Here is a 22,473-nt window from a genome sequence, read left to right as displayed (position 1 = left end):
GGCGGTTTTGGCGGTTTGCTGGAGATTCGGCAATCAGGACGAAGACGGCGCGTAGACCGGCACGAAACTTGTCCGCGTCACCAGCGGTGCCAGCAGTTTCTCGCGGGCAGGGGGCCTGTGCGGTTCGCGCTGACACAGATCGAGTAGTTCTACCGCCCGCGTCGCCATCGCTTCGGGATCCTGCCGGAATGTGGTCAACCCATACGCCAGCCAGGCGGCCTCGGGCACGTCGTCGAAGCTGATGAGGGCGAGGTCTTCCGGCACGTTCAACCCGGCCACGGCGCGCGCATGATCGAGCACGCCGAAAGCGATCGGATCGTTGACGCAGAAGATCGCCTCGGGACGCCTCCCCATGGCCAGCAGCTCGCCGGCGGCCTTGCGGCCGCCGGCATAGTCCGGATCGTCGCCGCGGGCCGTCACGACCGTGGCGCCGAGACGCTCGGCTTCCGCCGTGAAGGCTTCCTCGCGCTCCAGCAGGCTTGGGGTGCGCGACTGCGAGGCTGCCACCCCCAGCCGCCTGTAGCCGCGCGCCACGAACAGCGCCGCGGCCGGCCGCGCCGCGCCTTTATTGTCGATGCGGACGTGGTCGCAGCCCGGTTCAGACCGCCCGATGACGATCAGCGGCTGGCCGTTGCGCCGCGCCAGCTCGACAAAGGAAGCTGGCGGCGAGCCGGAAAGGATCATCGTCGCCTCGGCGCGGTAGCCGAACAGCGCATTCTGCGCGGCCAGCAATTCGGCCTCGGTGTGGCCGGTGTTGATCAGGATCGGAACGCTGCCGCGACGGATCAGCGCCTTGGTGAGCGCGGTGACGAGATGCGCTCGAAAGCCGACTTCCGGCCGCGTCACCACGAGGCCGACCATGAGGCGGCCCGCGCTCGGCTGGAGACCTCCCGTTCTCCACGATGCGAACTGTCATAGTACAGTTATCCATCGGCTTTAGGGAGAGCGTTTCTCACGTCAGGTCGCGCAGCCGGCCGGCGTGTTTCGCCGCGAAAGGGATTCTCATGCGCAAGGCGCTTCTCGCTTCACTTCTGTTCGCTGCCGCGCTCGGCCAGGCACAAGCCGCCGATGGCAAGCTGGTGCTCTACACCAGCCAGCCCAACACCGACGCGCAGCAGACCGTCGACGCCTTCATGGCTGAGAATCCCGGCGTCACCGTCGAATGGGTGCGCGACGGCACGCCGAAGATCATGGCCAAGCTGCGCGCCGAGATCGAAGCCGGCCAGCCGCAGCCGGATGTGCTGCTGATCGCCGACATCGTCACCATGGAAGGGCTGAAGAAGGAAGGCCGCCTGCTCGCCTATCCGGAAGCCGACCTGACAGGCTACGACGAGACGCTCGCCGACAAGGACCGCACCTATTTCTCCACAAAACTGATCACCACCGGCATCGTCTACAACATCAAGGCCCCGTTCGTGCCGGAAAGCTGGGCCGACCTCGCCAAGCCGGAAGCCAAGGGCCTGATCGCCATGCCGAGCCCGTTGACCTCGGGCGCCGCGCTGATCCACACCGTCACGTTGGTCGAGAACCTGCCGCAGGGCTGGGACTACTACGCCTCGCTCGCCACGAACGGCGCGCAGGCCGCCGGCGGCAATGGCGACGTGCTGAAGGCTGTCAGCGGCGGCGACAAGCTGTTCGGCATGATCGTCGACTACATGCCGATCCGCGAGAAGGCCAAGGGCGCGCCGGTCGAGTTCGTCTTCCCCAGGGAAGGCGTCTCGGCCGTCACCGAGCCGGTCGCGATCCTGTCGACGGCAAAAAACCCGGAGGCCGCCAAGGCTTTCGTCGACTTCCTCGTTTCCAAGGAAGGGCAGGAGCTTGCCGTCAAGCAGGGTTACATCCCGGCGCGCACCGATGCCGACCTGCCGGCCGGTTATCCCGATCGCTCGGCGATCAAGATTCTCGGCTTCGATGCGGCCGCTGCCCTTGCGAACGAGACCGCGAACAAGGAGAAGTTCAGCGAGATGATGGGCCAGTGAGGCAGCAGCCGTTTCGTTGACTTCCGTCCAGCATACGATTTCGCACAGGCCGCCGCTGCCGCGATCTGGCCTCGTGGCCCGGACCATGGCGGTGGTCTCGGTCGTTCGCCCGTCGACCGTCGCCGTCCTTCTGCTGATCGGCCTTCTCAGCCTGTTGCCGATGGCACGGCTTGTCGTGGCCGCCATCGCGCCCGGCGGCGAGGTCGATGTCGCGGCTTTCCTCGGGCGTCTGGCAAAACCCTCGGCGCTGCGCGCCATGGGACACACGCTCGACACCGCCTTCTTCGGCGCGCTGCTTGCGCTTGCCATCGGCGTGCCTTTCGCCGTCGCTATCGCCTTGACCGATCTGCCTGGGCGCAAGGTTTTGGGTTTCCTGCTGCTGTTGCCGCTGATGATCGCCCCGCAGGTGACGGCGCTTTCCTGGCTGCACCTGTTCGGACCGTCCAGCGCGCTGCTCGGCATGCTCGGCGTCGCGCCGCCGCCGGGCACGCCGAACCCGATGCTCGGCCGCAACGGCATCATCCTGCTCTACGGCGTGCAGCACGCGCCGATCGTCTTCATCACCTTGCGCGCCGGGCTGGCGCGGGTGCCACGCGATCTGGTCGAGGCGGCGCGGGCGTCGGGCTCGGGGCCGGGCAGGGCGCTGATCACCATCGTGCTGCCGCTGCTAAAACCCTATCTGGTTGCCGCCGCAGCCCTTGCCTTTGTGTCCGGCGTCGGCAATTTCGGCATCCCCGCACTGCTCGGAACGCCCGTCAACTATCTCACGCTGCCGACGCTGATCTATCAGCAACTGGCGAGCTTCGGTCCCGAGGTCCTGCCGCAGGTGGCGGCCCTTTCGGTGCTGATCGGCGCGCTGGCGCTGGCCGGCGTCGCCTTGCAATCCTGTGCGCTGCGCGCGGCCGGCCACCGTTATGCCGGCGGAACGCCCGCGCGCTTCGCCCTCGGGCGCTTCCGCCCGCCGCTTGCCGGTCTTGCCTGGGCGGTGATCGCCGTGACGCTGCTTCTGCCAGCGCTGGCGCTGCTGACGACCTCGCTGATCCCGGCCTTCGGCGTGCCGCTCGGCTGGGAGACGGCGATGCTGTCGAACTATGCCGAGGTGCTGACCCGCCAGGCCTCGACCATGCGCGCCTTCCGGAACTCGGTGATGCTGGCCGGCGGCGCCGCGTTGCTTCTGGCAGCCGGCATCATTCCCGTTGCCGTCGTGCTGCAGCGGCTGCGCCCGCGCGTCCGCCGCCCGCTCGAAGGGCTTGTCGAACTGCCTTATGCCATGCCCGGCATCGTGCTGGCGATCGCCTGCATCCTGCTGTTCCTGCGCCCGCTGCCGCTTGTAGGCAGCCTTTACGCCACGCCGGCGATCATCCTCGTCGCCTATCTCATGCGGTTCCTGGCGCTGGCGATGAAACCGGCCGCCACCGCCATCGGTCAGATCCCGCGCGACCTCGACGAGGCGGCGGCCATCGCCGGGGCGGGACCGCTGCGCCGCCTGGTCACCATCACCGCGCCGCTCGCCGCTCCCGCCGCCGTCGCCGGCGGCTTGCTGGTGTTCATGAGCGCCTTCAACGAACTCACGGTTTCGGCGCTGCTCTGGTCGAGCGGCAACGAGACGCTGGGCGTCGTGCTGTTCAGCCTGGAGGAAGCGGGGTTGGGAACGCAGGCCGCGGCGATCGCCGTCTCGACCATCGTGGTGGTCATGGTGCTGCTGGCCGTGCTCGACCGCTTCGGCCGCAGGCTGCCGGCAGGCGTGTTGCCGTGGCGCTGACCGTTTGGATCAATCCGTCGGGATGACCCAGGCGTCCGAACAGGCGATATGAACCACCGCGCCGGCGGCCGGCGCATCGATGCTGTCGAGCACCACCTCTTCCCCGGTCGCCAGCGCCAGCCGCACTTCATGCACCGGCCCGCGATAGACGCTGTCCAGTACCCGCGCGGCAAAGCCGTCCGCGGCGAGGCGCAGCGCCTCGGGCCGCAGCAGGATCCTCGCCGGCCCGGGCTTGCCGCCGCCGCGAGCGAAAAAACGATGCCCGGCGGCCTCGACCGTCGACATGTCGCCGGTGGCGGCGACCACCGAACCTGAGATGATCGCGCCCCGCCCGACGAACCCTGCCACCGTCGCATCCGCCGGCGCGCGATAGACGTCCCGCGGCGGCGCGACCTGCAGCAGCCGTCCCCGACTCAACACCGCCACCCGGTCGGCAAGCGCCAGCGCCTCGGCCTGGTCGTGGGTGACATAGACGATCGTCGCTCCCGTGCGGCGATGGATGTCGCGGAAGACATCGACCATGGCGGCGCGCAGATGCATGTCCAGATTGGCCAGCGGCTCGTCGAACAGGATGACTTTCGCGTCGGCGACCAGGCAGCGCGCCAGCGCGACCCGTTGCCGCTGCCCGCCGGAAAGTTCGTCGATCCGCCGGGCCTGGAAGCCGGCCAGCCCGACAATCTCCAGCACATCGGCCACTTTCCGTTCGATTTCCACCTTTGCGGTTCGTCTGGTCTTGAGCGGATAGGCGACGTTTTCCGCGACATCCATATGCGGCCACAGCGCATAGGACTGGAACACGATGCCGACGCCGCGTGATTCCGGCGGGATTTGCCGCAGCGGATCGGCGATCAGCCGGTCGTCGAACAGGATCTGTCCCTCGGCCGGCGCCTCGAAACCGGCGATCAGCCGCAAGAGGGTCGTCTTGCCGCACCCGGACGGACCGAGCAGCGCCGTGAACGAACCCGCCGGGAAATCGAGCGTGACCCCGTCCACCGCCACGATCTCGCCATAGCTGCGCGACAGCCTCTCGGCGCGTATCGTCGTCACTTCGCAAACTCCTCGTTGACGGCCCGGCGCTTCCTCTACCGCAGCGCAGCAACGCCGTCTTGTCTTTCGAGGATCGAATTGCGCTGCGGGCTTGACTCTTTCGCCGTGACGAATACAAGGCAGCCCATTCCGCTTCGGCGGATCGCCCGCGTCGTTTCTGCGGACCCCTGCTGGGGAATAGGTTAACGGTAGACCCACGGACTCTGACTCCGTTAGTCCTGGTTCGAATCCAGGTTCCCCAGCCAGCACTTTTTTTTCAATGAAAACAATCGCCTGACTATATTAGAAACGACTAATGTAGTAGTCAAACGGATGATCCACATGGCACGCGGCCTGTGGAAAACCGCCTCCCCACGACTGTTGACGATGAGTCTGCCCCATTGGCGTCTGCGCCATGTGGATCGCGGACCTCCTGTTCGAGATCGTCGTGGCGTGGTTGAAGCCGAAGCCTGACGACTGATCATCTTCCCGACACCGGCACTATGATCGCCCCGCTGGCTCCGGCCGGCGGGCTTTTTGCTTTTGGAGTGATGAGGGAAAGAACGGCACAGGCATTCTGCTCCTGCGGTAACTTAAGTCCGTCGTTGTTCCTGCCTGCCGATTTCTGCCAACCATATATACTGAATGGCACTACACGAGGCGGTTGGTCTCGGCGGTCTGGCGGTCGCGGCGGCGGGTGCCGTCCGTGTCTGACTTCTTGTGCCTGTCCGCCGCCTGCTTGCGGATCTGTTCGAAGCGGTTGTCCTCGATTTCCTTGGCCGTCGCAGGCGTGTCGGTCTTTTTGGTATAGTTGATCATGATCGTGCTCCTTGGTCGTGACGGGTCCACGATCGGCCGCGGCGCAGCCAATCGTTGATTTGTCGCCAAGACCTTGCTTGGCCGCGAAGGCAATCCGATCGCGGCCGTTATCGGAGATATGGCGAGAGGCCGAAGCCTCGGATGCCTCAAGTCTCAGGCGGCGAGGGCTGCCGCGCAGCCTTCGGCGGCGCGCCTGTCGGGAGCCGTCTGGCCGGGCATCGTCGCCCAGCCGCCGGCCTCGACGAACTGACGCCTCTTGTAGCTGTCGGTGATGGCATTCAGCTCGGTCAGCTTCGCCGGGGAATCAGTGGCAGCCTTGAAGCGCTCGACGCAGACCACCGAGGCAAGCTCGCCCCGCGCCACGTCGCCGGCGGTGGCGGCCAGCGTCCGCGACGTGCCGCCCGTGACCCAGCCGCCCCAGCTGAAGCCGACGATCATCGTGACCACCGCGGTCGCGGCGCAGGCCCAGACGAGCGTCGATTTGGATGGCTGATAGTTTTCCCAACGCTGGGCGAGAGAAGGCTTGCTGACTGGCATGGCCATGAGTTTGTTCCCTTGTTATGGTTTAGGTGTCGGCCGTCTTCCGGAACGTGCCGGCCCTGGGGCCGGCTGTCGTGGTCAGTACCCCATGCCGCCATTGCCACCATTGCCGGCGGACGGCGCGTCCTTGGGAGCGTCGGCGATCATCGCCTCGGCGGTGATCAATAGCGCCGAGATCGAGCCGGCGTCCTGCAAGGCGGTGCGGACGACCTTGGCGGGATCGATGATGCCGGCCTTGATCATGTCGACATAGGTTTCGGTCTGGGCGTCGAAGCCGTCGTTGAGGTTCTTGCCGTCCGCAAGCTTGCCGACGACGATCGATCCTTCGACCCCCGAATTCTCGGCAATCTGGCGGATCGGCGCTTCCAGCGCCCGGAGCACGATCGAGATGCCAGCGGTCATGTCGGCATTGGCGCCGGTCAGGCCGGTGAGCCCCGCCCTGGCGCGCAGGAGCGCTACGCCGCCGCCGGGAACGATGCCTTCTTCGCCTGCTGCGCGGGTGGCGTTGAGCGCGTCGTCGATGCGGTCCTTCTTTTCCTTGACCTCGGTCTCGGTCGCGCCGCCGACGCGGATGACCGCGACGCCGCCGGAGAGTTTGGCGAGCCGCTCCTGCAGCTTCTCCTTGTCGTAGTCCGAAGTGGTTTCCTCGATCTGCGCCTTGATCTGCGTGACGCGGCCGGCGATGGCCTCCTTGTCGCCCGCACCGTCGATGATCGTCGTGGTGTCCTTATCGATGACAACGCGTCGGGCGCGGCCGAGTATGTCGAGGGTAACGTTTTCGAGCTTGATGCCGAGATCTTCCGAGATCAGCTGGCCCTGGGTCAGGATGGCGATGTCTTCCAGCATCGCCTTGCGGCGGTCGCCGAAGCCAGGCGCCTTCACCGCCGCGACCTTCAGGCCGCCGCGCAGCTTGTTGACGACCAGGGTCGCGAGCGCCTCGCCCTCGACGTCCTCGGAGATGATGAGCAGCGGCTTGCCGGATTGCACGACGGCTTCGAGGATCGGCAGCATCGCCTGGAGATTGCCGAGCTTCTTCTCGTGCAGCAGGACATAGGGGTCATCCAGCTCGACACGCATCTTCTTGGCATTGGTGACAAAATAGGGAGAGAGGTAGCCGCGGTCGAACTGCATGCCTTCGACGACCTCCAGCTCGGTTTCGGCCGTCTTGGCTTCCTCGACGGTGATGACACCCTCGTTGCCGACCTTCTTCATCGCCTTGGCGATCATTTCGCCGACGGTTGTGTCGCCATTGGCGGCGATGGTGCCGACCTGGGCGATCTCGTCCGACGACTTGACCTTCTTGGCGCGCTTTTCGATGTCCTTGACGACGGCGGCGACCGCAAGGTCGATGCCGCGCTTCAAATCCATGGGATTCATGCCGGCGGCGACCAGCTTGATGCCTTCGCGCAGGATGGAGGCGGCGAGCACGGTCGCCGTCGTGGTGCCGTCGCCGGCAAGGTCATTGGTCTTGGAGGCCACCTCGCGCACCATCTGAGCGCCCATGTTCTCGAATTTGTCGGAGAGCTCGATCTCCTTGGCGACGGTGACGCCGTCCTTGGTGATGCGCGGCGCGCCATAGGCCTTGTCGATGACGACGTTGCGGCCCTTGGGGCCGAGCGTCACCTTGACGGCGTTGTTGAGGACTTCGACGCCGCGCAAAAGACGATCGCGCGCATCGGTGGAGAATTTGATTTCCTTGGCGGACATGATGGTGTTCCAGTTCTTCGTGGGACAGGAGGATCGGAAAACCGATCGGTCAGGCGGCTTTCTTGGTGACCGCCGCGGGCTTCTCGACGATGCCCATGATGTCGCTTTCCTTCATGATAAGAAGGTCCTCGCCATCGAGCTTGATCTCGGTGCCCGACCATTTGCCGAACAGGATGGTGTCGCCGGCCTTGACGTCGAGCGGGATCAGATTGCCGCTTTCGTCGCGCAGGCCGGGGCCGACGGCGATGACTTCGCCTTCCTGCGGCTTTTCCTTTGCGTTGTCGGGAATGATGATCCCGCCCTTGGATTTGAGATCGCCTTCGGCGCGCCGGATGACGACGCGGTCGTGGAGTGGCCGGAATTTCATGGGAGTTCTTTCTACAGCCAGCGCATAGGGCGACCGCGCTCCTTATGTAGCGCCTTTGGCACTCGAATGATAGGAGTGCCAGAAATTATTCGTGACCGAGACGAAATCGTCAAAAAATATAGATCAAAGTAGTCTGCGAAAAATCCCGTCTCGTGAGGAAAACGGCAATGTTTTGTTCGAAATCGCTTCTCGATTTTTCTTGCGGCTCTTCAGTTCTTTTGGGCGAGATATTCGGATTACGGCTTGTCTGCACATCAAACAAGGCGTATATGTAAAACTCGTTGATTTGGCCGAATTTGGCTTTCGCGGTGTCAGAGACCATCGACCCGCCATTCACCACCGAATTGTCGAGAGCGAATGCAAGGCGCCGATCCGGCGCATGCCGCTCGGTTCGAACCCTGGAATGAACTCGGCGCTGACCACGGATGTACTGGCAGCACGGGGTCCGTCCGGGTTCGGATTGGGGTGGTGCGGGAGGCGCATCGGCGTGCTCCCGCGGAGACCGCATCATGACCGTCCGCACCACGCAAACCATCGTCCGCTTCTCATCGGCGTTTTCTCTGCCGGGCTTCGACGCGCCGCAGCCGGCCGGAGAGTACCGCGTCGACCACGATGAGGAACCGATCGAAGCGGTCTCGCGGCTCGCCTGGCGGCGCGTCGGCAGCTTCATCCATCTGCCCGCGATCTCGGCGCAACGGCCGACACAACAGATGGTGCCGATTAACTCGGCGGATCTAGATGCCGCACTCGAACAGGACCTCCGACAATCATGACCACTACCATGCAGCGCAAGTTCCGCGCGATCCGGCACGAAGCCGCCAGCCATCTCTATTCGATCGGGCAGGCTGTCCGGCTGAAGGGTGGAATGGGAATGCCTGCCAAGGCCAACGACATCTACCAGATCACCGGCACGCTGCCGCACCGGGGCAATTCACCCCAATATCGCATCCGCAACGATGCAGAACGTCACGAACGGGTGGCGGCGGAAGACAGCCTGGAACTGGTCGACATGTCTCGTCTGGGAGACGACGCAACTCTCATCGAAAGAACGTTCGGCAATGGCCAAGGGACAGAAACGCAGCAGCCGCGAGATCAGAAAGCCGAAGCAGGAGAAAGCTCTGGCGAAGGCTGATATCCCTCTTGGCAGCCAGATCAAGCTGGCCACGAACGCCCCGCGGGCGAAGGGCAAGGGCTGAGCGCCACACTTATCTCGATCGGAGGGCGGACACCGTTGAAGATCGTGATTGAATTTTACCGCACCCGGCATCGGGACAACGCCCATGCGGTGGTCGGCCGCGAAACGGATGAAGCGGTGGATCTCGACGACGCGATCCGGATCGCGCGGTCGCTCTCGGCAACGCTCGACATGCCGCAGCGCCCGGACGCGGTGACGATCATCGATGCCGCCGGGGGCACGATCTACTCGGGCGCCCTCGAACCCGCCCTCATTACTGAAGGAAGGCCTACATCATGACCATCCACGGCAAACCAACGCACCGGGCTTTCGAAGCCAGCGCAATCTGCGCCTGGGAGAACGAAGGCAGCGCTCCCGGACGCGATTCCATGGATCATCACTACGGCCGCCGCATCGAAACCGACCGCTCGTGGAGCGTCTATCACGTGTTCACGGGCGATACGGCGCATGCCGGCGGACGCCCGATGACCGGCCTCAGCAGGTCGGACGCCACCGGCAGGATGATCGCCCTCAATCTTCACAATGAAGGGCGCAGGGGCGAACGGCGCAGCCTCGCGTCGCCAACCGGTCCGCGTGCCCATGAAATAGAAGTGCTGAGATCATGACCCTGGGTTTTCCCAATCCGAGCCGCAGCTTCGACGACGAGCGGAATGCGATCCGCTTCACCGGCCATGACGGCATGTTCGAGGTGCGGTTCTTCATCGAAGCGGCCGCGCTGGCGAAAACGGGCGTGAAACCGCGCGGCACTGTGGCATCGGAAGCCGATTACCTCGCAGCCTTCGATTCGGCGCGCGTCTCGATCCAGGACGTCGCCCGCAAAGCCTACGCCCACGGCCGCCAGACCTCCTATGTGCTGACCGCAGCCGATTTTCGGCGATAGATGCTCCTTGGCGCTGACTTCTGACACCGTGGGCGAAGCGTTTGCGGATCTAGAACAGCGCGTAAAGAGTTGGCCAAAACACCGCCAGCAGGATTGCAGCGACCCATAGCGCCACCGCGACTTTAACCAGCAGGCCGGCGTCCCAACGCTGGCCGGCAGTGGTCATGTGACTGCGGGAGGTTGGGGCTCGCAAAGGCATAACAGGGGCCAATGTACGAGGGATTGAGCCGCGCGTGCCGAATTGCCCTTTTGGTGGCTTTTTCATAGCTTGATCCAAAAAGTAACGCTGCTCAGCGCTAGATATAGGGCGGCGCCAGCAACGCCTACGACGAGTATGATCAGCAGCCATGCCGTCGGCTCGGCAACGACCGGATCAATCTGTTTCACACTGTGCCGGCTAAAGTCGGATGTTGGTCGAAGGCGGCGGAAGACATGGATGTCCTCCTTTCGTTGGGGCTAGGGCTCGATGGCCTCCCTCAATCGATAGCGCCCTGAAAACGGCCACCGACCAACATGGTCTATCAGCCGATCATTTCGATAGCGAGGCTATTCGGCAGGACCGCCCCGAATTGCCTGCGACGTGGGTTGGTATCGTGCTAGGCTGACCAACTGCGCTCCGCAATCAGGCGCGCCTCTCCAATTCAGATCGGACCCGCTGATGTACGTCCCAACATGGATCGCTCCCGTTCTCTTCGGCGCGGGAGTGGGAGCCGTTGCCCTTTCCATTGTCGGCTTCACCTGGGGCGGCTGGGTTACTGACCGTTCGGCGAAGGTGATGGCCAGAGACGCCGCGGCCGTGGCCGTCTCGTCGAGTTTGACGCCCTACTGTTTGGAGCGCTCAAGGACAGATCCTCGTTCAGTCGAAATTCTTGCGGACATGAAAGTAGCACGAGCCTTCCAACGTCCTGGCATGGTCGAAAAGGCAGGTTGGGCGACACCGCTGGGGCAAGACAAGCCGAACCGCGACTTGGCCGCGCGCTGCAGCCTGACGATCAACGAAGAATATTTCCGGGTTGCAGGGTGATCTGGTGGACTGGTCAGTCCGGCATCGATGATGTCTGGCTGGTTTCGTGGAACGCCGGCGCGCCGCAGGCGCCCGCTTGTCAGATCACCACAAAGTCGGCTGCTGTCAGGTTGAGACCGGCAGCAAGCCAGGCAAACTTCACCGCCGCCGCGCCGCCACGGCCGTCCGCATTGTAGAACAGCGAGCCGGTGTTGGAATTGTAGATGATATGATCGTCAGCATCCCTTGGCGCTGAGGCATTGTCCTTGAAGGCGAATGCGTCCAGCGCGCCGACGCCAAGCGCGGTGAAGATTGCGTCGTCCAGTGCAATCTGATCGTCGGTGACGATGAAGTAGGTGATCTTGTCGACACTGCCGTCAAGCCTGGTCGAGAAAACAACCGTGTCGCTCCCCAGGCCGGTCTGGATCGTGTCGTTGCCGCCCTTGCCGTCGATCATCCGGTTGTCTCCGTCGTTGCCGATGATCTGCTGACCGATCTCGTTACCGGTGAGGTCGAGGCTGTAGGCCGCGTGCTGGCTGGTGGTGCGGTGGCGCCGTGTCGATCCCAAGCACAAGATCGAAATCCTGTTTGGGGTCGAGATGCACGAACGCACGGTTGGCAAGCGACTTGAACAGGGTGTTCGTCTGGCTGGTGGTGAAGACGGACTTTTTCTTAGCCTTCATCAGGACCATGTCTTCAACGGGGTTCCGGTCGAGGCAGCCGTTGTCCTTTGGCCATTCACAAAACGCGCGAAGGCCGAACAGGCAGCGTTTGACGGTGTTCGTTCTGATAACGGGTTGGCCGATCGGTGCCGCGTCCATGTCCGGTTTGGGCGGTGTTGCCGTCGAGGCGGGGTTGAAACTCGATCCGCCACGATTCCCGATCGAGACGATCGTATTGCGGGGCGCTAATCCCGTCCGAAACGCGAGCGTTCGAACGCCACCACCACCACCAGCCCCAGCAGGAGCGGGATGATCAGGTAGAACAGTCGGAACACCAGCAGCGCCGACAGGACCGCCACCGGGTCCATCTGCGACAGCCCGGCGAGGAAGACGACTTCCAGCACGCCGAGCCCGCCCGGCGCGTGCGAGATCAGGGCGGCGGAGAACGACACCAGGAAGACGCCGAGGACGACCATGAAGCCCGGGTTGCCCAGTTCGGGCAGGGCGAAATAGATGATGCCGGCGGCCCCGATCAACTCGATCGGCGCAATCACAAGCTGCCGGCCCACGATCGGCAGCTGCGGATAGAGGATCGCGAACTTGCCGATCTTCAGCGGTCTCAGTTGCAGCCAGCTGCCGAATATGTAGAGCGCCACGAGGAAAAGGATGGCGAGCCCGGTCAACCGCGTCGCCGACACCGGCATGAAATGCACGAAGCCGTCGAATACTTCCGGCTCGACGATCAGCAGGAAGGCGGCAAGCAGCATCGCGCCGAGCACGAAGGTGAAGGAGCAGAGCGCCACCAGCACGCCGATCTCCTGTCCCGAAAGACCCTGCGTTGCATAGGCGCGGTAGCGGATCACCGCGCCCGACAGCACCGACCCCCCGATGTTGTGCGCCAGCGCGTAGGTGGTGAAGGAACAGACGGTGATGAAGCCGAACGGCACCTTCCGGCCGAGATGGGTCAGCGCGATGTGGTCGTAGCCGGCCAGCGCCGCATAAGCCAGCACCGTGCTGCAGGCGGCAAGCAGCCATCGATGCAGCGGGATGGCGTTCAAGCCGTCACCCAGATCGTCCAGCGAGATGCCGCGCAGTTCGTGGTAGAGAAGCCATATCGAGAAGCCGACGGCGATGAGGCCGACTGTGGGCCAGAAGTAGTTCCTAAGCTTCATCGTGTCGCTGTCATCGATCGTTTGCCGGCATCTTTCTGGAGGGACTCCGTCGTCGAGCCTGAAGGATAGGATGCCTGCGCATGGTCCCGCAAGGCATTGCGACAATTCGGACAATCCGCTTGGTGATCGGCCCGCCGGCTGTTATGGTTTGCCCAACGCAAGATATATGGCTTGCCGCGTCCCGTTCGGTTCGCGCGATGCCGGAAGGAAATTTAGGTGGAAGACCCTGAAACCGGCGCGATGGCGCGGGGAGACGGGGTGTCCGAAAGCCCTGGTACGCATTTTCGCGTTCAAGGTGAAGAGTCTCCACGGCAGCCCGGTGGCGCTGCGGTCGGGCTCGAACCCGCCCGGCCAGGCCAGGCGGACGGCGCTCCGGCAAATGCCAGGAAAGGCAGGAAGCGGCGCAAGCGGAGACGCGGCCGCAAGGTTTTTGCGCCCGGCACCTCTCCGCAAAATGCCGACACGGCGTTGGCGCCCGCTAAGGCAGCGCCGCCGGCGGAGGCGCCAGCGCCGATCCGGATTCCCGAGCCGCCGCGGCCGGAGCCCGCGGGCCGCGCATGGGAGCGGGGCGGGGCGATCCATGGCCGCGACGGGCCGGTCTTTGCCGCGCTCGACCTCGGCACCAACAATTGCCGCCTGCTGGTGGCGACCCCAGGCCGTCCCGGCCAGTTCAGGGTCGTCGACGCCTATTCGCGCATCGTGCGCCTCGGCGAGGGCCTGTCCGCCACCGGCCGGCTCAGCGAGGCCGCCATGGACCGCGCCGTCGAGGCGCTGAAGATCTGCGGCGACAAGTTGCGCAACCGCTCGATCCGCCGTGCCCGCCTGGTCGCCACCGAGGCCTGCCGGGCCGCCGAGAACGGCGTAAAATTCCTCGACAGGGTGCGCGAGGAGGCGCGGATCGACCTCGAGATCATCGACCGGCAGACCGAGGCGCGGCTTGCCGTGTCGGGATGCGGCGCGCTGGTCGAGCGCGACACCGACGCGGTCGTGCTTTTCGACATCGGCGGAGGCTCCTCGGAGATCGCGCTGATCGACCTGTCGCGCCATCGTTCGCCTCGGCTCGCCAACCACATCGTCTCCTGGACCTCGCTGCCGGTCGGCGTGGTGTCGCTGGCCGAGCGCTACGGCGGCCGCGATGTGACGCCCGAGACCTTCGCGGCGATGGTCGCGGATGTGACGGAGATGATCGGCGCCTTCGATGGCCGCGACCGCCTCAGCCACCTGATGAAGGGCTCGCGGTTCCACCTGCTCGGCACGTCGGGCACGGTGACGACGCTGGCCGGCGTGCATCTCGGACTGGAGCGCTACGACCGCCGCCGCGTCGACGGCCTCTGGCTCGACAGCGACAATGTCGACCGCATGATCGCTACGCTGCTCGGCTGGGATTTCCAGCAGCGTGTCGCCAATCCCTGCATCGGTGCCGACCGCGCCGACCTTGTGCTGGCCGGTTGCGCCATATTGGAGGCGATAAGGGGCCATTGGCCGTCGCCCCGGCTGCGCGTCGCCGACCGCGGCTTGCGCGAAGGCATATTGAGCGAACTGATGGCGGAGGAGGGGGTCTGGCGGCGTCCCCAGCAATGGGGAGGACGGCCGTGACCGACAAGACGGGAAAGCCGGGCGCGTCGCGTCCCCTGAAGACGCGCGTCAAGAACAGCAAGCTCAAGGAATCGTCGCGCCGCTGGCTGCAGCGACACATGAACGACCCTTATGTGCAGCGCTCCAAGGCCGACGGCTACCGGTCGCGCGCCGCCTACAAGCTGATCGAGATCGACGACAAGTACCATCTGCTGAAGCCCGGCATGCGTGTCATCGACCTGGGCGCCGCGCCCGGCGGCTGGTGCCAGGTGGCTGCGGCGCGCACGCGCTCTTCGCTGGAACAGCCGGGCGTGGTCGGCATCGATTATCTCGCGGTGGATTCCATTCCGGGCGCGACGCTGCTTCTGATGGATTTCCTCGACGACGCAGCCCCTGAAAAGCTTGCCGAGGCGTTGGGAGCCGCGCCCGACATCGTGCTGTCGGACATGGCGGCGCCGACGACGGGCCACCGAAGGACGGATCATCTGCGCACCATGCACCTCTGCGAGGTTGCCGCCGATTTCGCCATCTCGGTGCTGAAGCCGGGCGGCCATTTTCTGACCAAGACGTTCCAGGGCGGCACCGAGGCCGAGCTGCTGACCCGCCTGAAGCAGAATTTCCGGTCGGTCCATCACGTCAAGCCGCCGGCCTCGCGCGATGAATCGGTCGAGCTCTACTTGCTGGCACGCGACTTCAAGGGACGTGAACAGCCCGAGGCGACGTAGTCAGTCGTCGCTTCCGGGGGCCTTCATCGACGGCAGGCGATGGCCCGAAACCGAACTGCCCGCATCCGGCGACAGCCGGTAGAACCAGAAGCAGGCGGACGCCGATACGGCGGCGACGATGAAGAACGCCATGTGGAACGCGCTGAGCGTCAGCACGCCGCCATTCATGTTGGCCTGCACTTCCAGAATCCCGCCGGCAAGTGCCACGCCGAGCGCTATGCACAATTGCTGTGCGACAGCGGTGATCGGCGTGGCGCGGCTGGTGTCTTCGGGCGCGATGTCTGCGTAGGCCAGCGCATTGACGCCGGTGAAGAACATCGAGCGGATGAAGCCGCCGATCAGGATGACCGCGATCATCACCAGATAGGGCGTCTGCGGCGTGAACAGGCCGTAGACCGCGATCGACAGCGCCGCGATCAGCGAGCCGGCGATCAGGACGCGCCGGAAACCCACCGTGCGGAAGAGCCATGCGGTGGCGAACTTCATGCCGATGGCGCCGATCGCGGTGACGAACGTGATCATGCCCGACTGGAACGGCGTCAGGTCGAATGCCAGCTGGAACATCAGCGGCAGCAGGAACGGAACCGCGCCGATGCCGATGCGGAACAGCCCGCCGCCGAGCACCGAGGCCCGGAACACCTGGTTGCCGAACAGGTCGAGCGCCAGCAGCGGCCGGGTCTTGCGCTTTGCGTGCGCGAGATAGAACAGGCCCGAAACGATGCCGGCCGCCACCGTCGCGAAGCCGACGGCCGGGGGCAGGGCGGGCAGGCTGACCACGGAAAGGCCAAACACAACGCCCGACGCCGCCAGCCCGCTGAGCATGAAACCCATGAAGTCGAGCGGCGGCGTGTTCGCCGGCTCGGAGGCCGGCAGGAACCGGGTTGCCAGCACTATGCCGAGAATGCCGATCGGGACGTTGATCAGGAAGATCCAGTGCCATGACAGGTAAGTGGTGATGAAGCCGCCAACCGGCGGGCCGACCAGGGGGCCGACGAGCGCCGGTACGGTGAGCCACGACATTGCGGCGACAAGCTCGCTCTTGGGCGTCGAGCGCACCAGAACCAGCCGTCCCACGGGCGTCATCATGGCGCCGCCCATGCCTTGCAGGAAGCGCGCACCGACAAACGCCTCCAGCGAATTGGATATCGCGCAGGCGACCGAGCCGACGACGAAGACAGCAATTGCGGCGCGAAAGATGTTCTTCGCGCCGTAGCGGTCGGCCATCCAGCCGCTGATCGGGATGAATATGGCCAGCGACACGAGATAAGCGGTCAGCGCTAGCTTGAGCGCGATCGGGCTGGTCTCGATGTCCTTCGCGATTGCCGGGAGCGATGTCGCGATTACCGTGGAGTCCATGTTCTCCATGAACAGGGCGACCGCGAGGATCAGCGGGACGGTACGTTGCAACGCGAAGTTCCGGTTGTTGTCGTGGTCTCGAATGAATTTCGAGCCTGGCGGGTGATATGCAATCGCATGTAGGGCAGGAACCGGCAAGCGGCAGGGGCCAGTGCCGGCAAACGCGCCGCGCCAGTGGCTCACATTGATGTGAAGCTTTCCGTTGGCAAGCGATCCGCTTAGACTGGCGCAAGGCCGTCGCCGCCAACGCCAAGCCCCCGCCGAAGACAGGTTTTTCAACGGCTTCCGGCGATTCGCGGACCAGGTGGGTTGGCCGGTTTCGCCGAGGAGCACCGGTGGGTAGGTATGTAAATAATCCCAGGAAAATAATCCTGTACACACTGCGCTCTGCCGGCATTCAGCAACTTTGCGCGGGCGGGCACCAAAGAAAAAACGCCGGCCGCTTTTGGGGCATGCGGCCGGCGACTCGTGCAGATCGATCGGACCCGGCGGTCAGCACTCGCGCCGGGGATGAGCGATCTGCACGAAAAAAGGTTGGAGGAGCGGGATCGACGGCAACGGCAATCGGCTCCAAGCGGCTATCGAGGCCTCGGCCCTCTCGCGCAACGGCGCGGCTCCTGCCTTTGCCGCTTCCTCCATCAGCGCCGGCAAGCCTGTCTCTATGGCGACGTCTGCGATCCCTATGTCGGGCTTTTCGGCGCCGGCGGCGCGCAGCGCATAATCACGTCCCGAAACCACCGCTTGCCTGTTTCCTCCACTTTCCCGACGGCCGCAGGCGAGCCGCCATTGTTCCACTCAGGTCGAGGCCAAGCCGGACAATCCGCACGTGCCTACATGCGTGCCGCAACGTGCCTCAAAGCGCCGATCGCGCTGAAAAACACGCTGCATCCGCCTGAAACCAATTTGATCGGGACCTATCGAAACGCGCCGTGGCTGTCTGCGTCCATTTTTGACAACGCCTGTCCGGCCGGGCGGCAAGGGCGCGGCGGGTATGATCGGAGACGGCCGCGGCCGTTCAGGCGTCTCCCACGCCGGGGGGATTTTCCGTCGCCGATGCCGGGACGGCCGCCGCTCCGGCAAAGGCGGCGTCGAGGATGACGAGCTTGCGCGCATGCACGCGGGCATATTCCTCGTAGAGGCGGCGCGAGATCCAGATTGGCGAGCGGCCCCGCCGCTCTGTCCAGCCGATTCCGCCGATCGATTCCGCCGCCGCAAATATGCGGCTGGCATGGGCGCGCGACAGGCCGAAGGATTGCGCCAGATGGGAGATTGCCCTCACATCCGTCACAAACCTGTCCCGTGCCGGCCTGGCATCCGGATCGATCCCGATGATCAGCCGGTCCATCAGCAGGCCTCCCGCATCGGCCCAGGCGAAGATCCGGTAGCGAGGTCCCGGGAGGCGCACGTCGGGGCTCGAAAGCAGGGCCTCCGCCAGGGCAGGCTGAACGACGGCAACAATGCTTTCGGGGCTGGCGAGGAACTGTTCGGTCCTGTTTCCGCCATGGATCAGGTCGATCGCCCGGAAATGCATGACATACCAATGGACGAGCAGCGACAGGGTCGCAGGCGTGGGCAAGACGCGGTCCGTGCGCCCGTCATCGGTGTCGCCTGCCGGCCGGATGACGTCGTATTTCAGGGCTTCGTCGAAGAAGGCATGCGCCGTGTTGCGGCTGGCTATGCCATGCCGAAGTGCGAGATTGCCGAAGGCACGCCGCGTCAGGCCGGGCGCTTCGACATCGGCCGCCGAAAAATGCAGGGCCAGGGCCGCATGACACAGGAGCCAGCGCTGCCGTGTCGCGAACAGAGCGGCGGCGCGGGGGGACGATTCGTGGACCGCGACAAAGCTTTCCGCCAAAAACCGCAGCGCGTGCGGGAATGCCTGCATCCGAAGCAGGCTGCCCGCTGCATCGTCCGTCGAAATCGGGGCACCATCGGAGGCAGGCTGTGGGCAGGTTGAAGAAGCGACGTTTTTTCTTCCCAATGACGAGCGCCCTCGAAATCGCCTTCAACGTCCCCTCTTGCGCAACGTCACGGCCAGATACCATTCGGCCCTACAGGAACTGGAAACGCTTGTCTTCTCCTCACCGATCAATCCTGCGTGGCCTTGGCTTCCCAAGGCTGCCGGTTCGTGTTAGCAGCCCGTGCCAATCCTGAAAGGGAAGATCAAGAGTCGGCGCCGGCCACAGGGCCCCAGCGCCCGCTTCACGTTTTGAGGAATGGCAATGGCGCAGATCATCGAGACCGCAACCGGCGCCCTGGCGCTCACTTTCGACGATGTTCTGCTGCAGCCGGGGCATTCGGAAGTGTTGCCGGGCGAGACTGATGTCCGCACTCGTATCGCCGGCGATATCGACCTTAACATCCCGATCCTGTCGGCCGCGATGGACACGGTCACCGAGGCGCGCCTCGCCATCGCCATGGCGCAGGCCGGCGGCATCGGCGTCATCCACCGCAATTTTTCGCCGGCCGAACAGGCCGAGCAGGTCCGGCAGGTGAAGAAATTCGAATCCGGCATGGTGGTCAACCCGGTCACCATCGGCCCGGAAGCGACGCTGGCCGACGCGCAGGCCCTGATGCGCACCTATTCGATCTCCGGCATTCCCGTCGTCGAGGGCGGCGGCAAGGGCGGCCAGAAGATTGGCCGGCTGGTCGGCATCCTCACCAACCGCGACGTACGCTTCGCCACCGATCCGGACCAGAAGGTCCATGAGCTGATGACCAGGGACAATCTGGTCACGGTCAAGGAAAACGTCGACCAGACCGAGGCCAAGCGGCTGCTGCACCAGCGCCGCATCGAAAAACTGCTCGTCGTCGATCCGGCCGGCAATTGCGTCGGGCTGATCACCGTCAAGGACATCGAGAAGGCGCAGCTCAACCCGCACGCCACCAAGGACGCGCAGGGCCGCCTGCGCGCCGCCGCCGCCACCAGCGTCGGCGACGACGGTTTCGAGCGCGCCGAAAGGCTGATCGATGCCGGCGTGGACCTTTTAGTCATCGACACCGCGCACGGCCATTCGCAGCGCGTGCTGGACGCGGTGACGCGGGCGAAAAAACTGTCCAACTCGGTGCGCATCATGGCCGGCAACATCGCCACATCAGCCGGCGCCCAGGCGCTGATCGACGCCGGCGCCGACGCGGTCAAGGTCGGTATCGGTCCGGGCTCGATCTGCACGACGCGCATCGTCGCCGGCGTCGGTGTGCCGCAGCTCTCGGCCGTCATGTCGGCGGCCGAGACGGCGATGAAGTCCGGCGTCACCGTGATCGCCGACGGCGGCATCAAATATTCCGGCGATCTGGCGAAAGCGCTGGCCGCCGGGGCAGGGGCCGCGATGATCGGCTCGCTGTTGGCCGGCACCGACGAGAGCCCCGGAGAAGTCTATCTCTACCAGGGCCGCTCGTTCAAAGCCTATCGTGGCATGGGTTCGGTCGGCGCGATGGCCCGCGGTTCGGCCGACCGCTATTTCCAGGCCGAGGTGCGCGACACGCTGAAACTGGTGCCGGAAGGCATCGAGGGCCAGGTTCCCTACAAGGGACCGGTGTCGGGCGTGCTGCACCAACTCACCGGCGGTTTGAGGGCCGCGATGGGTTATGTCGGCGCCCGCACCCTGGCCGATTTGCAGGAACGCGCCACCTTCGTGCGCATCTCAAACGCCGGCCTGCGCGAAAGCCATACGCATGACGTGACCATCACCCGCGAAAGCCCGAATTATCCGGGCGGGATGTGAGCCCACCGGCGCGGCGGAATGGTCAGTCCAGATCTGACATCCTAATCGTGATGTCTGTCAGCGCCGCAGGCGAAATCGGCGTCCCGGCCCCGATCCTTTCGATGCTCGTCCATTGTCCATCCGGGTTCGGTCCCCGATGGAGCCAGGTTTGACGCGTCCCGGCATCCACCACCCATAGCTCGCGGACACCGTGCCGGGCGTAGATTTGGGCTTTCAGTCCCCTGTCATAGGACATCGAGGACGCCGCCACCTCGACGGCAAGCAATACGTCGCTGCCAAGTACATCCTCGGGAAGGATTCGCTTCGGATAAGAGGCACAAATCCGGCTCGACGAAGGTCCGTTCGTCGAGGTAGAGCGAGGTCTCCACGCCCAGGCGCAAATCATGCGGCTTGCGAGCCGCCAAGACCTCCGTGAGCGCGGCCTTGATCACCTCGTGCTGGTTTCCCTTGGGCGACATCGGCACGACTTCTCCGTCGATCAGCTCGAAATTCTCGTCCTCGGCGATGATGCCTGCCTCGACCATGCGGCGAATCTCCGCCACGGTGAAAGACCGGCGGGGAAAACCTTCGGCGGCGCGGGTGGCGACGATGTTCATGCCGGCATCCTTGGCTGTGCTGACTTTAGAGCTATCACGGCTCCGGGATTTTGTCTTCAAGCGCGGTGCCTTCGGCTCGTCTCCGCATCTCCAGCGCTGGTCCGCGCCAGAGGCATGCGCATGACGTGACGATCGCCCGCGAGAGCCCCAACTATCCGGGCAGAATGTAGTCGAACAAGGCGAGATGAGGTTCAGTCCGCTCGGGTTGAACCTCAACAGCCTCTACTGCGCGAGGTCGAACACCGTGACCTTGCGCCGATCAAACTTCAGCGCGATCTCGCCACGCACCAGCCTGACGGCGATATCGCCGAATACCTGGCGGCGCCAGCCATGCATGGCGGGCACATCGGCTTCCTCGCCTTCGGCGGCGATGCGATCGATGTCGTCGCCGGAGGCCAAGACCTTGGCGGCAACACCTTCCTTCTCCGCAACTTGCCGCAGCAGCACCTTGAGCAGTTCGGCCGCGGCGCTCGAGCCTTCCGGCACCTGCGCCATCTTGGGCAGGCGCGGCATCTGGTCCTTCGGCAATTCCAGCGCGGTGTTGACCACCTGCAGCAGGGTCGTCGCTGTTGCGGAGCGCTCCCAGCCTTTCGGGACGGTGCGCAGCCTGGACAGCGCAGTGGTATCGCGCGGTTGCTGCTGGGCGATTTCGTAGACCGCGTCGTCCTTGATGACCCGGCCGCGCGGCACGTTGCGGTCACGCGCCTCGCGCTCGCGCCACGCTGCCACCGCCTGCACCACGGCCAGTTCCTGCGGCTTGCGCAGCCGCATCTTCAGCCGCTTCCAGGCATCCTCGGGGTCGGGATCGTAGGTTTCGCGCGAGGTGAGAACATCCATCTCCTCGTTGAGCCAATGCCCGCGTTTTTCACGTTCGAGTTCGGCGGCGAGGTGCTTGTAGACGTCGATGAGGTGCGTGACGTCGGCCAGCGCATAGGTGAGCTGCTTTTCGGAGAGCGGCCGGTGCCGCCAGTCGGTGAAGCGCGACGACTTGTCGAGCTGCGCGCCGGTGATCTTCTGGACGAGCTGGTCGTAGGAGACGCTGTCGCCGAAGCCGCAGACCATGGCGGCGACCTGCGTGTCGAAAACCGGGTGCGGCAGCAGGTCTCCGAGGTGGTGGATGATCTCGATGTCCTGCCGCGCGGCATGAAAAACTTTCACCACCGCCTCGTTGGCCATCAGCGCGAAGAACGGAGCGAGGTCGAGGTCGGGCGACAGCGGGTCGACCAGCGCCGTCACCCCCGGCGCCGCCATCTGGATAAGGCACAATTCCGGCCAGAACGTCGTCTCGCGGATGAATTCGGTGTCGACGGTGACGAAGGCCGACTTCGCCAATGCGGCGACGGCGGTCTCGAGTTCGGCATTGGTGGTGATCAGATGCATGAAA

23 protein-coding genes, 1 tRNA gene and 1 pseudogene are annotated in these 22,473 nt (G+C 64.7%); 12 read left to right on the top strand and 13 right to left on the bottom strand.

The features are described from left to right. Positions 1–33: 33 nt before the first annotated feature. Complete coding sequence (locus tag ACSBOB_RS21320; RefSeq protein ID WP_442578079.1) at positions 34–861, bottom strand: substrate-binding domain-containing protein; 828 nt, start codon at positions 859–861, stop codon at positions 34–36. A gap of 143 nt (positions 862–1,004) precedes the next feature. Between ACSBOB_RS21320 and ACSBOB_RS21315 the strand changes: the two genes are divergently transcribed. Beyond that, entirely contained in the window at positions 1,005–1,979 is a 975-nt protein-coding gene (locus ACSBOB_RS21315; protein WP_442578078.1) for an ABC transporter substrate-binding protein, read from the top strand. An 85-nt stretch (positions 1,980–2,064) separates the two neighbouring features. Further along, a complete protein-coding gene (locus ACSBOB_RS21310) occupies positions 2,065–3,741 on the top strand; it encodes an ABC transporter permease (protein WP_442583788.1) in 1,677 nt (558 codons plus the stop codon). 9 nt (positions 3,742–3,750) lie between these two features. Here ACSBOB_RS21310 and ACSBOB_RS21305 read toward each other — a convergent pair whose 3' ends face one another. Next, positions 3,751–4,788, bottom strand: a complete 1,038-nt coding sequence (locus ACSBOB_RS21305; protein WP_442578077.1) for an ABC transporter ATP-binding protein — start codon at positions 4,786–4,788, stop codon at positions 3,751–3,753. A 171-nt stretch (positions 4,789–4,959) separates the two neighbouring features. Between ACSBOB_RS21305 and ACSBOB_RS21300 the strand changes: the two genes are divergently transcribed. Continuing rightward, positions 4,960–5,033, top strand: a tRNA-Gln gene (locus tag ACSBOB_RS21300). A 385-nt stretch (positions 5,034–5,418) separates the two neighbouring features. Here ACSBOB_RS21300 and ACSBOB_RS21295 read toward each other — a convergent pair. From ACSBOB_RS21295 to ACSBOB_RS21280, 4 genes are all read right to left on the bottom strand, one after another. Then, complete coding sequence (locus ACSBOB_RS21295; protein ID WP_442578076.1) at positions 5,419–5,586, bottom strand: hypothetical protein; 168 nt, start codon at positions 5,584–5,586, stop codon at positions 5,419–5,421. A gap of 153 nt (positions 5,587–5,739) precedes the next feature. Beyond that, positions 5,740–6,129 carry a hypothetical protein gene (locus ACSBOB_RS21290; protein WP_442578075.1) on the bottom strand — a complete coding sequence of 130 codons (390 nt, stop codon included), beginning with the start codon at positions 6,127–6,129 and terminating at the stop codon, positions 5,740–5,742. Positions 6,130–6,204: 75 nt separating this feature from the next. Continuing rightward, positions 6,205–7,833 carry a chaperonin GroEL gene (gene groL, locus ACSBOB_RS21285; RefSeq protein ID WP_442578074.1) on the bottom strand — a complete coding sequence of 543 codons (1,629 nt, stop codon included), beginning with the start codon at positions 7,831–7,833 and terminating at the stop codon, positions 6,205–6,207. A gap of 49 nt (positions 7,834–7,882) precedes the next feature. Continuing rightward, positions 7,883–8,200: a co-chaperone GroES gene (locus ACSBOB_RS21280; protein ID WP_442578073.1), complete on the bottom strand. Its 318-nt coding sequence runs from the start codon at positions 8,198–8,200 to the stop codon at positions 7,883–7,885. Positions 8,201–8,709: 509 nt separating this feature from the next. Between ACSBOB_RS21280 and ACSBOB_RS21275 the strand changes: the two genes are divergently transcribed. The 6 genes from ACSBOB_RS21275 to ACSBOB_RS21250 all read left to right on the top strand — a co-directional run bounded on the left by ACSBOB_RS21275 (position 8,710) and on the right by ACSBOB_RS21250 (position 11,299). Further along, complete coding sequence (locus ACSBOB_RS21275) at positions 8,710–8,973, top strand: hypothetical protein (protein ID WP_442578072.1); 264 nt, start codon at positions 8,710–8,712, stop codon at positions 8,971–8,973. Next, complete coding sequence (locus ACSBOB_RS21270; RefSeq protein WP_442578071.1) at positions 8,970–9,332, top strand: hypothetical protein; 363 nt, start codon at positions 8,970–8,972, stop codon at positions 9,330–9,332. The genes ACSBOB_RS21275 and ACSBOB_RS21270 overlap by 4 nt, the downstream gene beginning before the upstream one ends. Positions 9,333–9,431: 99 nt before the next feature. Beyond that, complete coding sequence (locus ACSBOB_RS21265) at positions 9,432–9,674, top strand: hypothetical protein (RefSeq protein ID WP_442578070.1); 243 nt, start codon at positions 9,432–9,434, stop codon at positions 9,672–9,674. Continuing rightward, positions 9,671–10,000, top strand: a complete 330-nt coding sequence (locus ACSBOB_RS21260; RefSeq protein WP_442578069.1) for a hypothetical protein — start codon at positions 9,671–9,673, stop codon at positions 9,998–10,000. Before ACSBOB_RS21265 ends, ACSBOB_RS21260 begins: the two co-directional genes overlap by 4 nt. Continuing rightward, positions 9,997–10,275 carry a DUF1488 domain-containing protein gene (locus ACSBOB_RS21255; RefSeq protein ID WP_442578068.1) on the top strand — a complete coding sequence of 93 codons (279 nt, stop codon included), beginning with the start codon at positions 9,997–9,999 and terminating at the stop codon, positions 10,273–10,275. Before ACSBOB_RS21260 ends, ACSBOB_RS21255 begins: the two co-directional genes overlap by 4 nt. A gap of 658 nt (positions 10,276–10,933) precedes the next feature. Beyond that, the gene (locus ACSBOB_RS21250; protein WP_442578067.1) at positions 10,934–11,299 is read left to right on the top strand and encodes a hypothetical protein; all 366 of its coding nucleotides are present in this window, start codon (positions 10,934–10,936) and stop codon (positions 11,297–11,299) included. A 79-nt stretch (positions 11,300–11,378) separates the two neighbouring features. Here ACSBOB_RS21250 and ACSBOB_RS21245 read toward each other — a convergent pair whose 3' ends face one another. The 3 genes from ACSBOB_RS21245 to ACSBOB_RS21235 form a co-directional block, all read right to left on the bottom strand. Next, positions 11,379–11,846: a hypothetical protein gene (locus ACSBOB_RS21245; protein ID WP_442578066.1), complete on the bottom strand. Its 468-nt coding sequence runs from the start codon at positions 11,844–11,846 to the stop codon at positions 11,379–11,381. Further along, complete coding sequence (locus ACSBOB_RS21240; protein WP_442578065.1) at positions 11,779–12,099, bottom strand: hypothetical protein; 321 nt, start codon at positions 12,097–12,099, stop codon at positions 11,779–11,781. Before ACSBOB_RS21240 ends, ACSBOB_RS21245 begins: the two co-directional genes overlap by 68 nt. A gap of 86 nt (positions 12,100–12,185) precedes the next feature. Continuing rightward, on the bottom strand, positions 12,186–13,112 hold the full coding sequence (locus tag ACSBOB_RS21235; protein ID WP_442578064.1) for a lysylphosphatidylglycerol synthase domain-containing protein: 927 nt from the start codon (positions 13,110–13,112) through the stop codon (positions 12,186–12,188). Positions 13,113–13,352: 240 nt separating this feature from the next. On the opposite strand from ACSBOB_RS21235, the gene ACSBOB_RS21230 reads away from it, so the two are divergent. Together ACSBOB_RS21230 and ACSBOB_RS21225 are read left to right on the top strand one after the other, a co-directional pair. Then, entirely contained in the window at positions 13,353–14,708 is a 1,356-nt protein-coding gene (locus tag ACSBOB_RS21230) for a Ppx/GppA phosphatase family protein (RefSeq protein WP_442583787.1), read from the top strand. Then, the gene (locus tag ACSBOB_RS21225) at positions 14,705–15,412 is read left to right on the top strand and encodes an RlmE family RNA methyltransferase (RefSeq protein ID WP_442578063.1); all 708 of its coding nucleotides are present in this window, start codon (positions 14,705–14,707) and stop codon (positions 15,410–15,412) included. The genes ACSBOB_RS21230 and ACSBOB_RS21225 overlap by 4 nt, the downstream gene beginning before the upstream one ends. On the opposite strand, the gene ACSBOB_RS21220 is transcribed toward ACSBOB_RS21225, so the two are convergent. Continuing rightward, entirely contained in the window at positions 15,413–16,819 is a 1,407-nt protein-coding gene (locus ACSBOB_RS21220) for an MFS transporter (protein WP_442578062.1), read from the bottom strand. Positions 16,820–17,783: 964 nt separating this feature from the next. After that, on the bottom strand, positions 17,784–18,653 hold the full coding sequence (locus ACSBOB_RS21215; RefSeq protein ID WP_442578061.1) for a hypothetical protein: 870 nt from the start codon (positions 18,651–18,653) through the stop codon (positions 17,784–17,786). Positions 18,654–18,990: 337 nt separating this feature from the next. Between ACSBOB_RS21215 and guaB the strand changes: the two genes are divergently transcribed. Beyond that, positions 18,991–20,493: an IMP dehydrogenase gene (gene guaB / locus ACSBOB_RS21210; protein ID WP_442578060.1), complete on the top strand. Its 1,503-nt coding sequence runs from the start codon at positions 18,991–18,993 to the stop codon at positions 20,491–20,493. Between the two features lie 22 nt (positions 20,494–20,515). Here guaB and ACSBOB_RS21205 read toward each other — a convergent pair. Both ACSBOB_RS21205 and rnd read right to left on the bottom strand, forming a co-directional pair. Then, a pseudogene (locus ACSBOB_RS21205) lies at positions 20,516–20,951 on the bottom strand (Uma2 family endonuclease). Between the two features lie 360 nt (positions 20,952–21,311). Beyond that, positions 21,312–22,469 (bottom strand): ribonuclease D, encoded by a 1,158-nt coding sequence (gene rnd / locus ACSBOB_RS21200; RefSeq protein ID WP_442578059.1) that lies wholly within the window; start codon positions 22,467–22,469, stop codon positions 21,312–21,314. Positions 22,470–22,473: the final 4 nt, after the last annotated feature.

This window comes from Mesorhizobium sp. KACC 23794, from assembly GCF_052180275.1.
Lineage (GTDB): Bacteria > Pseudomonadota > Alphaproteobacteria > Rhizobiales > Rhizobiaceae > Kumtagia.
This window is presented reverse-complemented; position numbering and strand designations above follow the sequence as displayed.

Excerpts from the sequence above, each read along its gene's own strand:
- ACSBOB_RS21320 (WP_442578079.1), bottom strand. The coding sequence starts at position 861 with ATGGTCGGCCTCGTGGTGACGCGGCCGGAAGTCGGCTTTCGAGCGCAT.
- ACSBOB_RS21315 (WP_442578078.1), top strand. The coding sequence starts at position 1,005 with ATGCGCAAGGCGCTTCTCGCTTCACTTCTGTTCGCTGCCGCGCTCGGC.
- ACSBOB_RS21310 (WP_442583788.1), top strand. The coding sequence starts at position 2,065 with ATGGCGGTGGTCTCGGTCGTTCGCCCGTCGACCGTCGCCGTCCTTCTG.
- ACSBOB_RS21295 (WP_442578076.1), bottom strand. The coding sequence starts at position 5,586 with ATGATCAACTATACCAAAAAGACCGACACGCCTGCGACGGCCAAGGAA.
- ACSBOB_RS21290 (WP_442578075.1), bottom strand. The coding sequence starts at position 6,129 with ATGGCCATGCCAGTCAGCAAGCCTTCTCTCGCCCAGCGTTGGGAAAAC.
- groL (WP_442578074.1), bottom strand. The coding sequence starts at position 7,833 with ATGTCCGCCAAGGAAATCAAATTCTCCACCGATGCGCGCGATCGTCTT.
- ACSBOB_RS21280 (WP_442578073.1), bottom strand. The coding sequence starts at position 8,200 with ATGAAATTCCGGCCACTCCACGACCGCGTCGTCATCCGGCGCGCCGAA.
- ACSBOB_RS21275 (WP_442578072.1), top strand. The coding sequence starts at position 8,710 with ATGACCGTCCGCACCACGCAAACCATCGTCCGCTTCTCATCGGCGTTT.
- ACSBOB_RS21270 (WP_442578071.1), top strand. The coding sequence starts at position 8,970 with ATGACCACTACCATGCAGCGCAAGTTCCGCGCGATCCGGCACGAAGCC.
- ACSBOB_RS21260 (WP_442578069.1), top strand. The coding sequence starts at position 9,671 with ATGACCATCCACGGCAAACCAACGCACCGGGCTTTCGAAGCCAGCGCA.
- ACSBOB_RS21255 (WP_442578068.1), top strand. The coding sequence starts at position 9,997 with ATGACCCTGGGTTTTCCCAATCCGAGCCGCAGCTTCGACGACGAGCGG.
- ACSBOB_RS21250 (WP_442578067.1), top strand. The coding sequence starts at position 10,934 with ATGTACGTCCCAACATGGATCGCTCCCGTTCTCTTCGGCGCGGGAGTG.
- ACSBOB_RS21240 (WP_442578065.1), bottom strand. The coding sequence starts at position 12,099 with ATGGACGCGGCACCGATCGGCCAACCCGTTATCAGAACGAACACCGTC.
- ACSBOB_RS21235 (WP_442578064.1), bottom strand. The coding sequence starts at position 13,112 with ATGAAGCTTAGGAACTACTTCTGGCCCACAGTCGGCCTCATCGCCGTC.
- ACSBOB_RS21230 (WP_442583787.1), top strand. The coding sequence starts at position 13,353 with ATGGCGCGGGGAGACGGGGTGTCCGAAAGCCCTGGTACGCATTTTCGC.
- ACSBOB_RS21215 (WP_442578061.1), bottom strand. The coding sequence starts at position 18,653 with ATGCAGGCATTCCCGCACGCGCTGCGGTTTTTGGCGGAAAGCTTTGTC.
- guaB (WP_442578060.1), top strand. The coding sequence starts at position 18,991 with ATGGCGCAGATCATCGAGACCGCAACCGGCGCCCTGGCGCTCACTTTC.
- rnd (WP_442578059.1), bottom strand. The coding sequence starts at position 22,469 with ATGCATCTGATCACCACCAATGCCGAACTCGAGACCGCCGTCGCCGCA.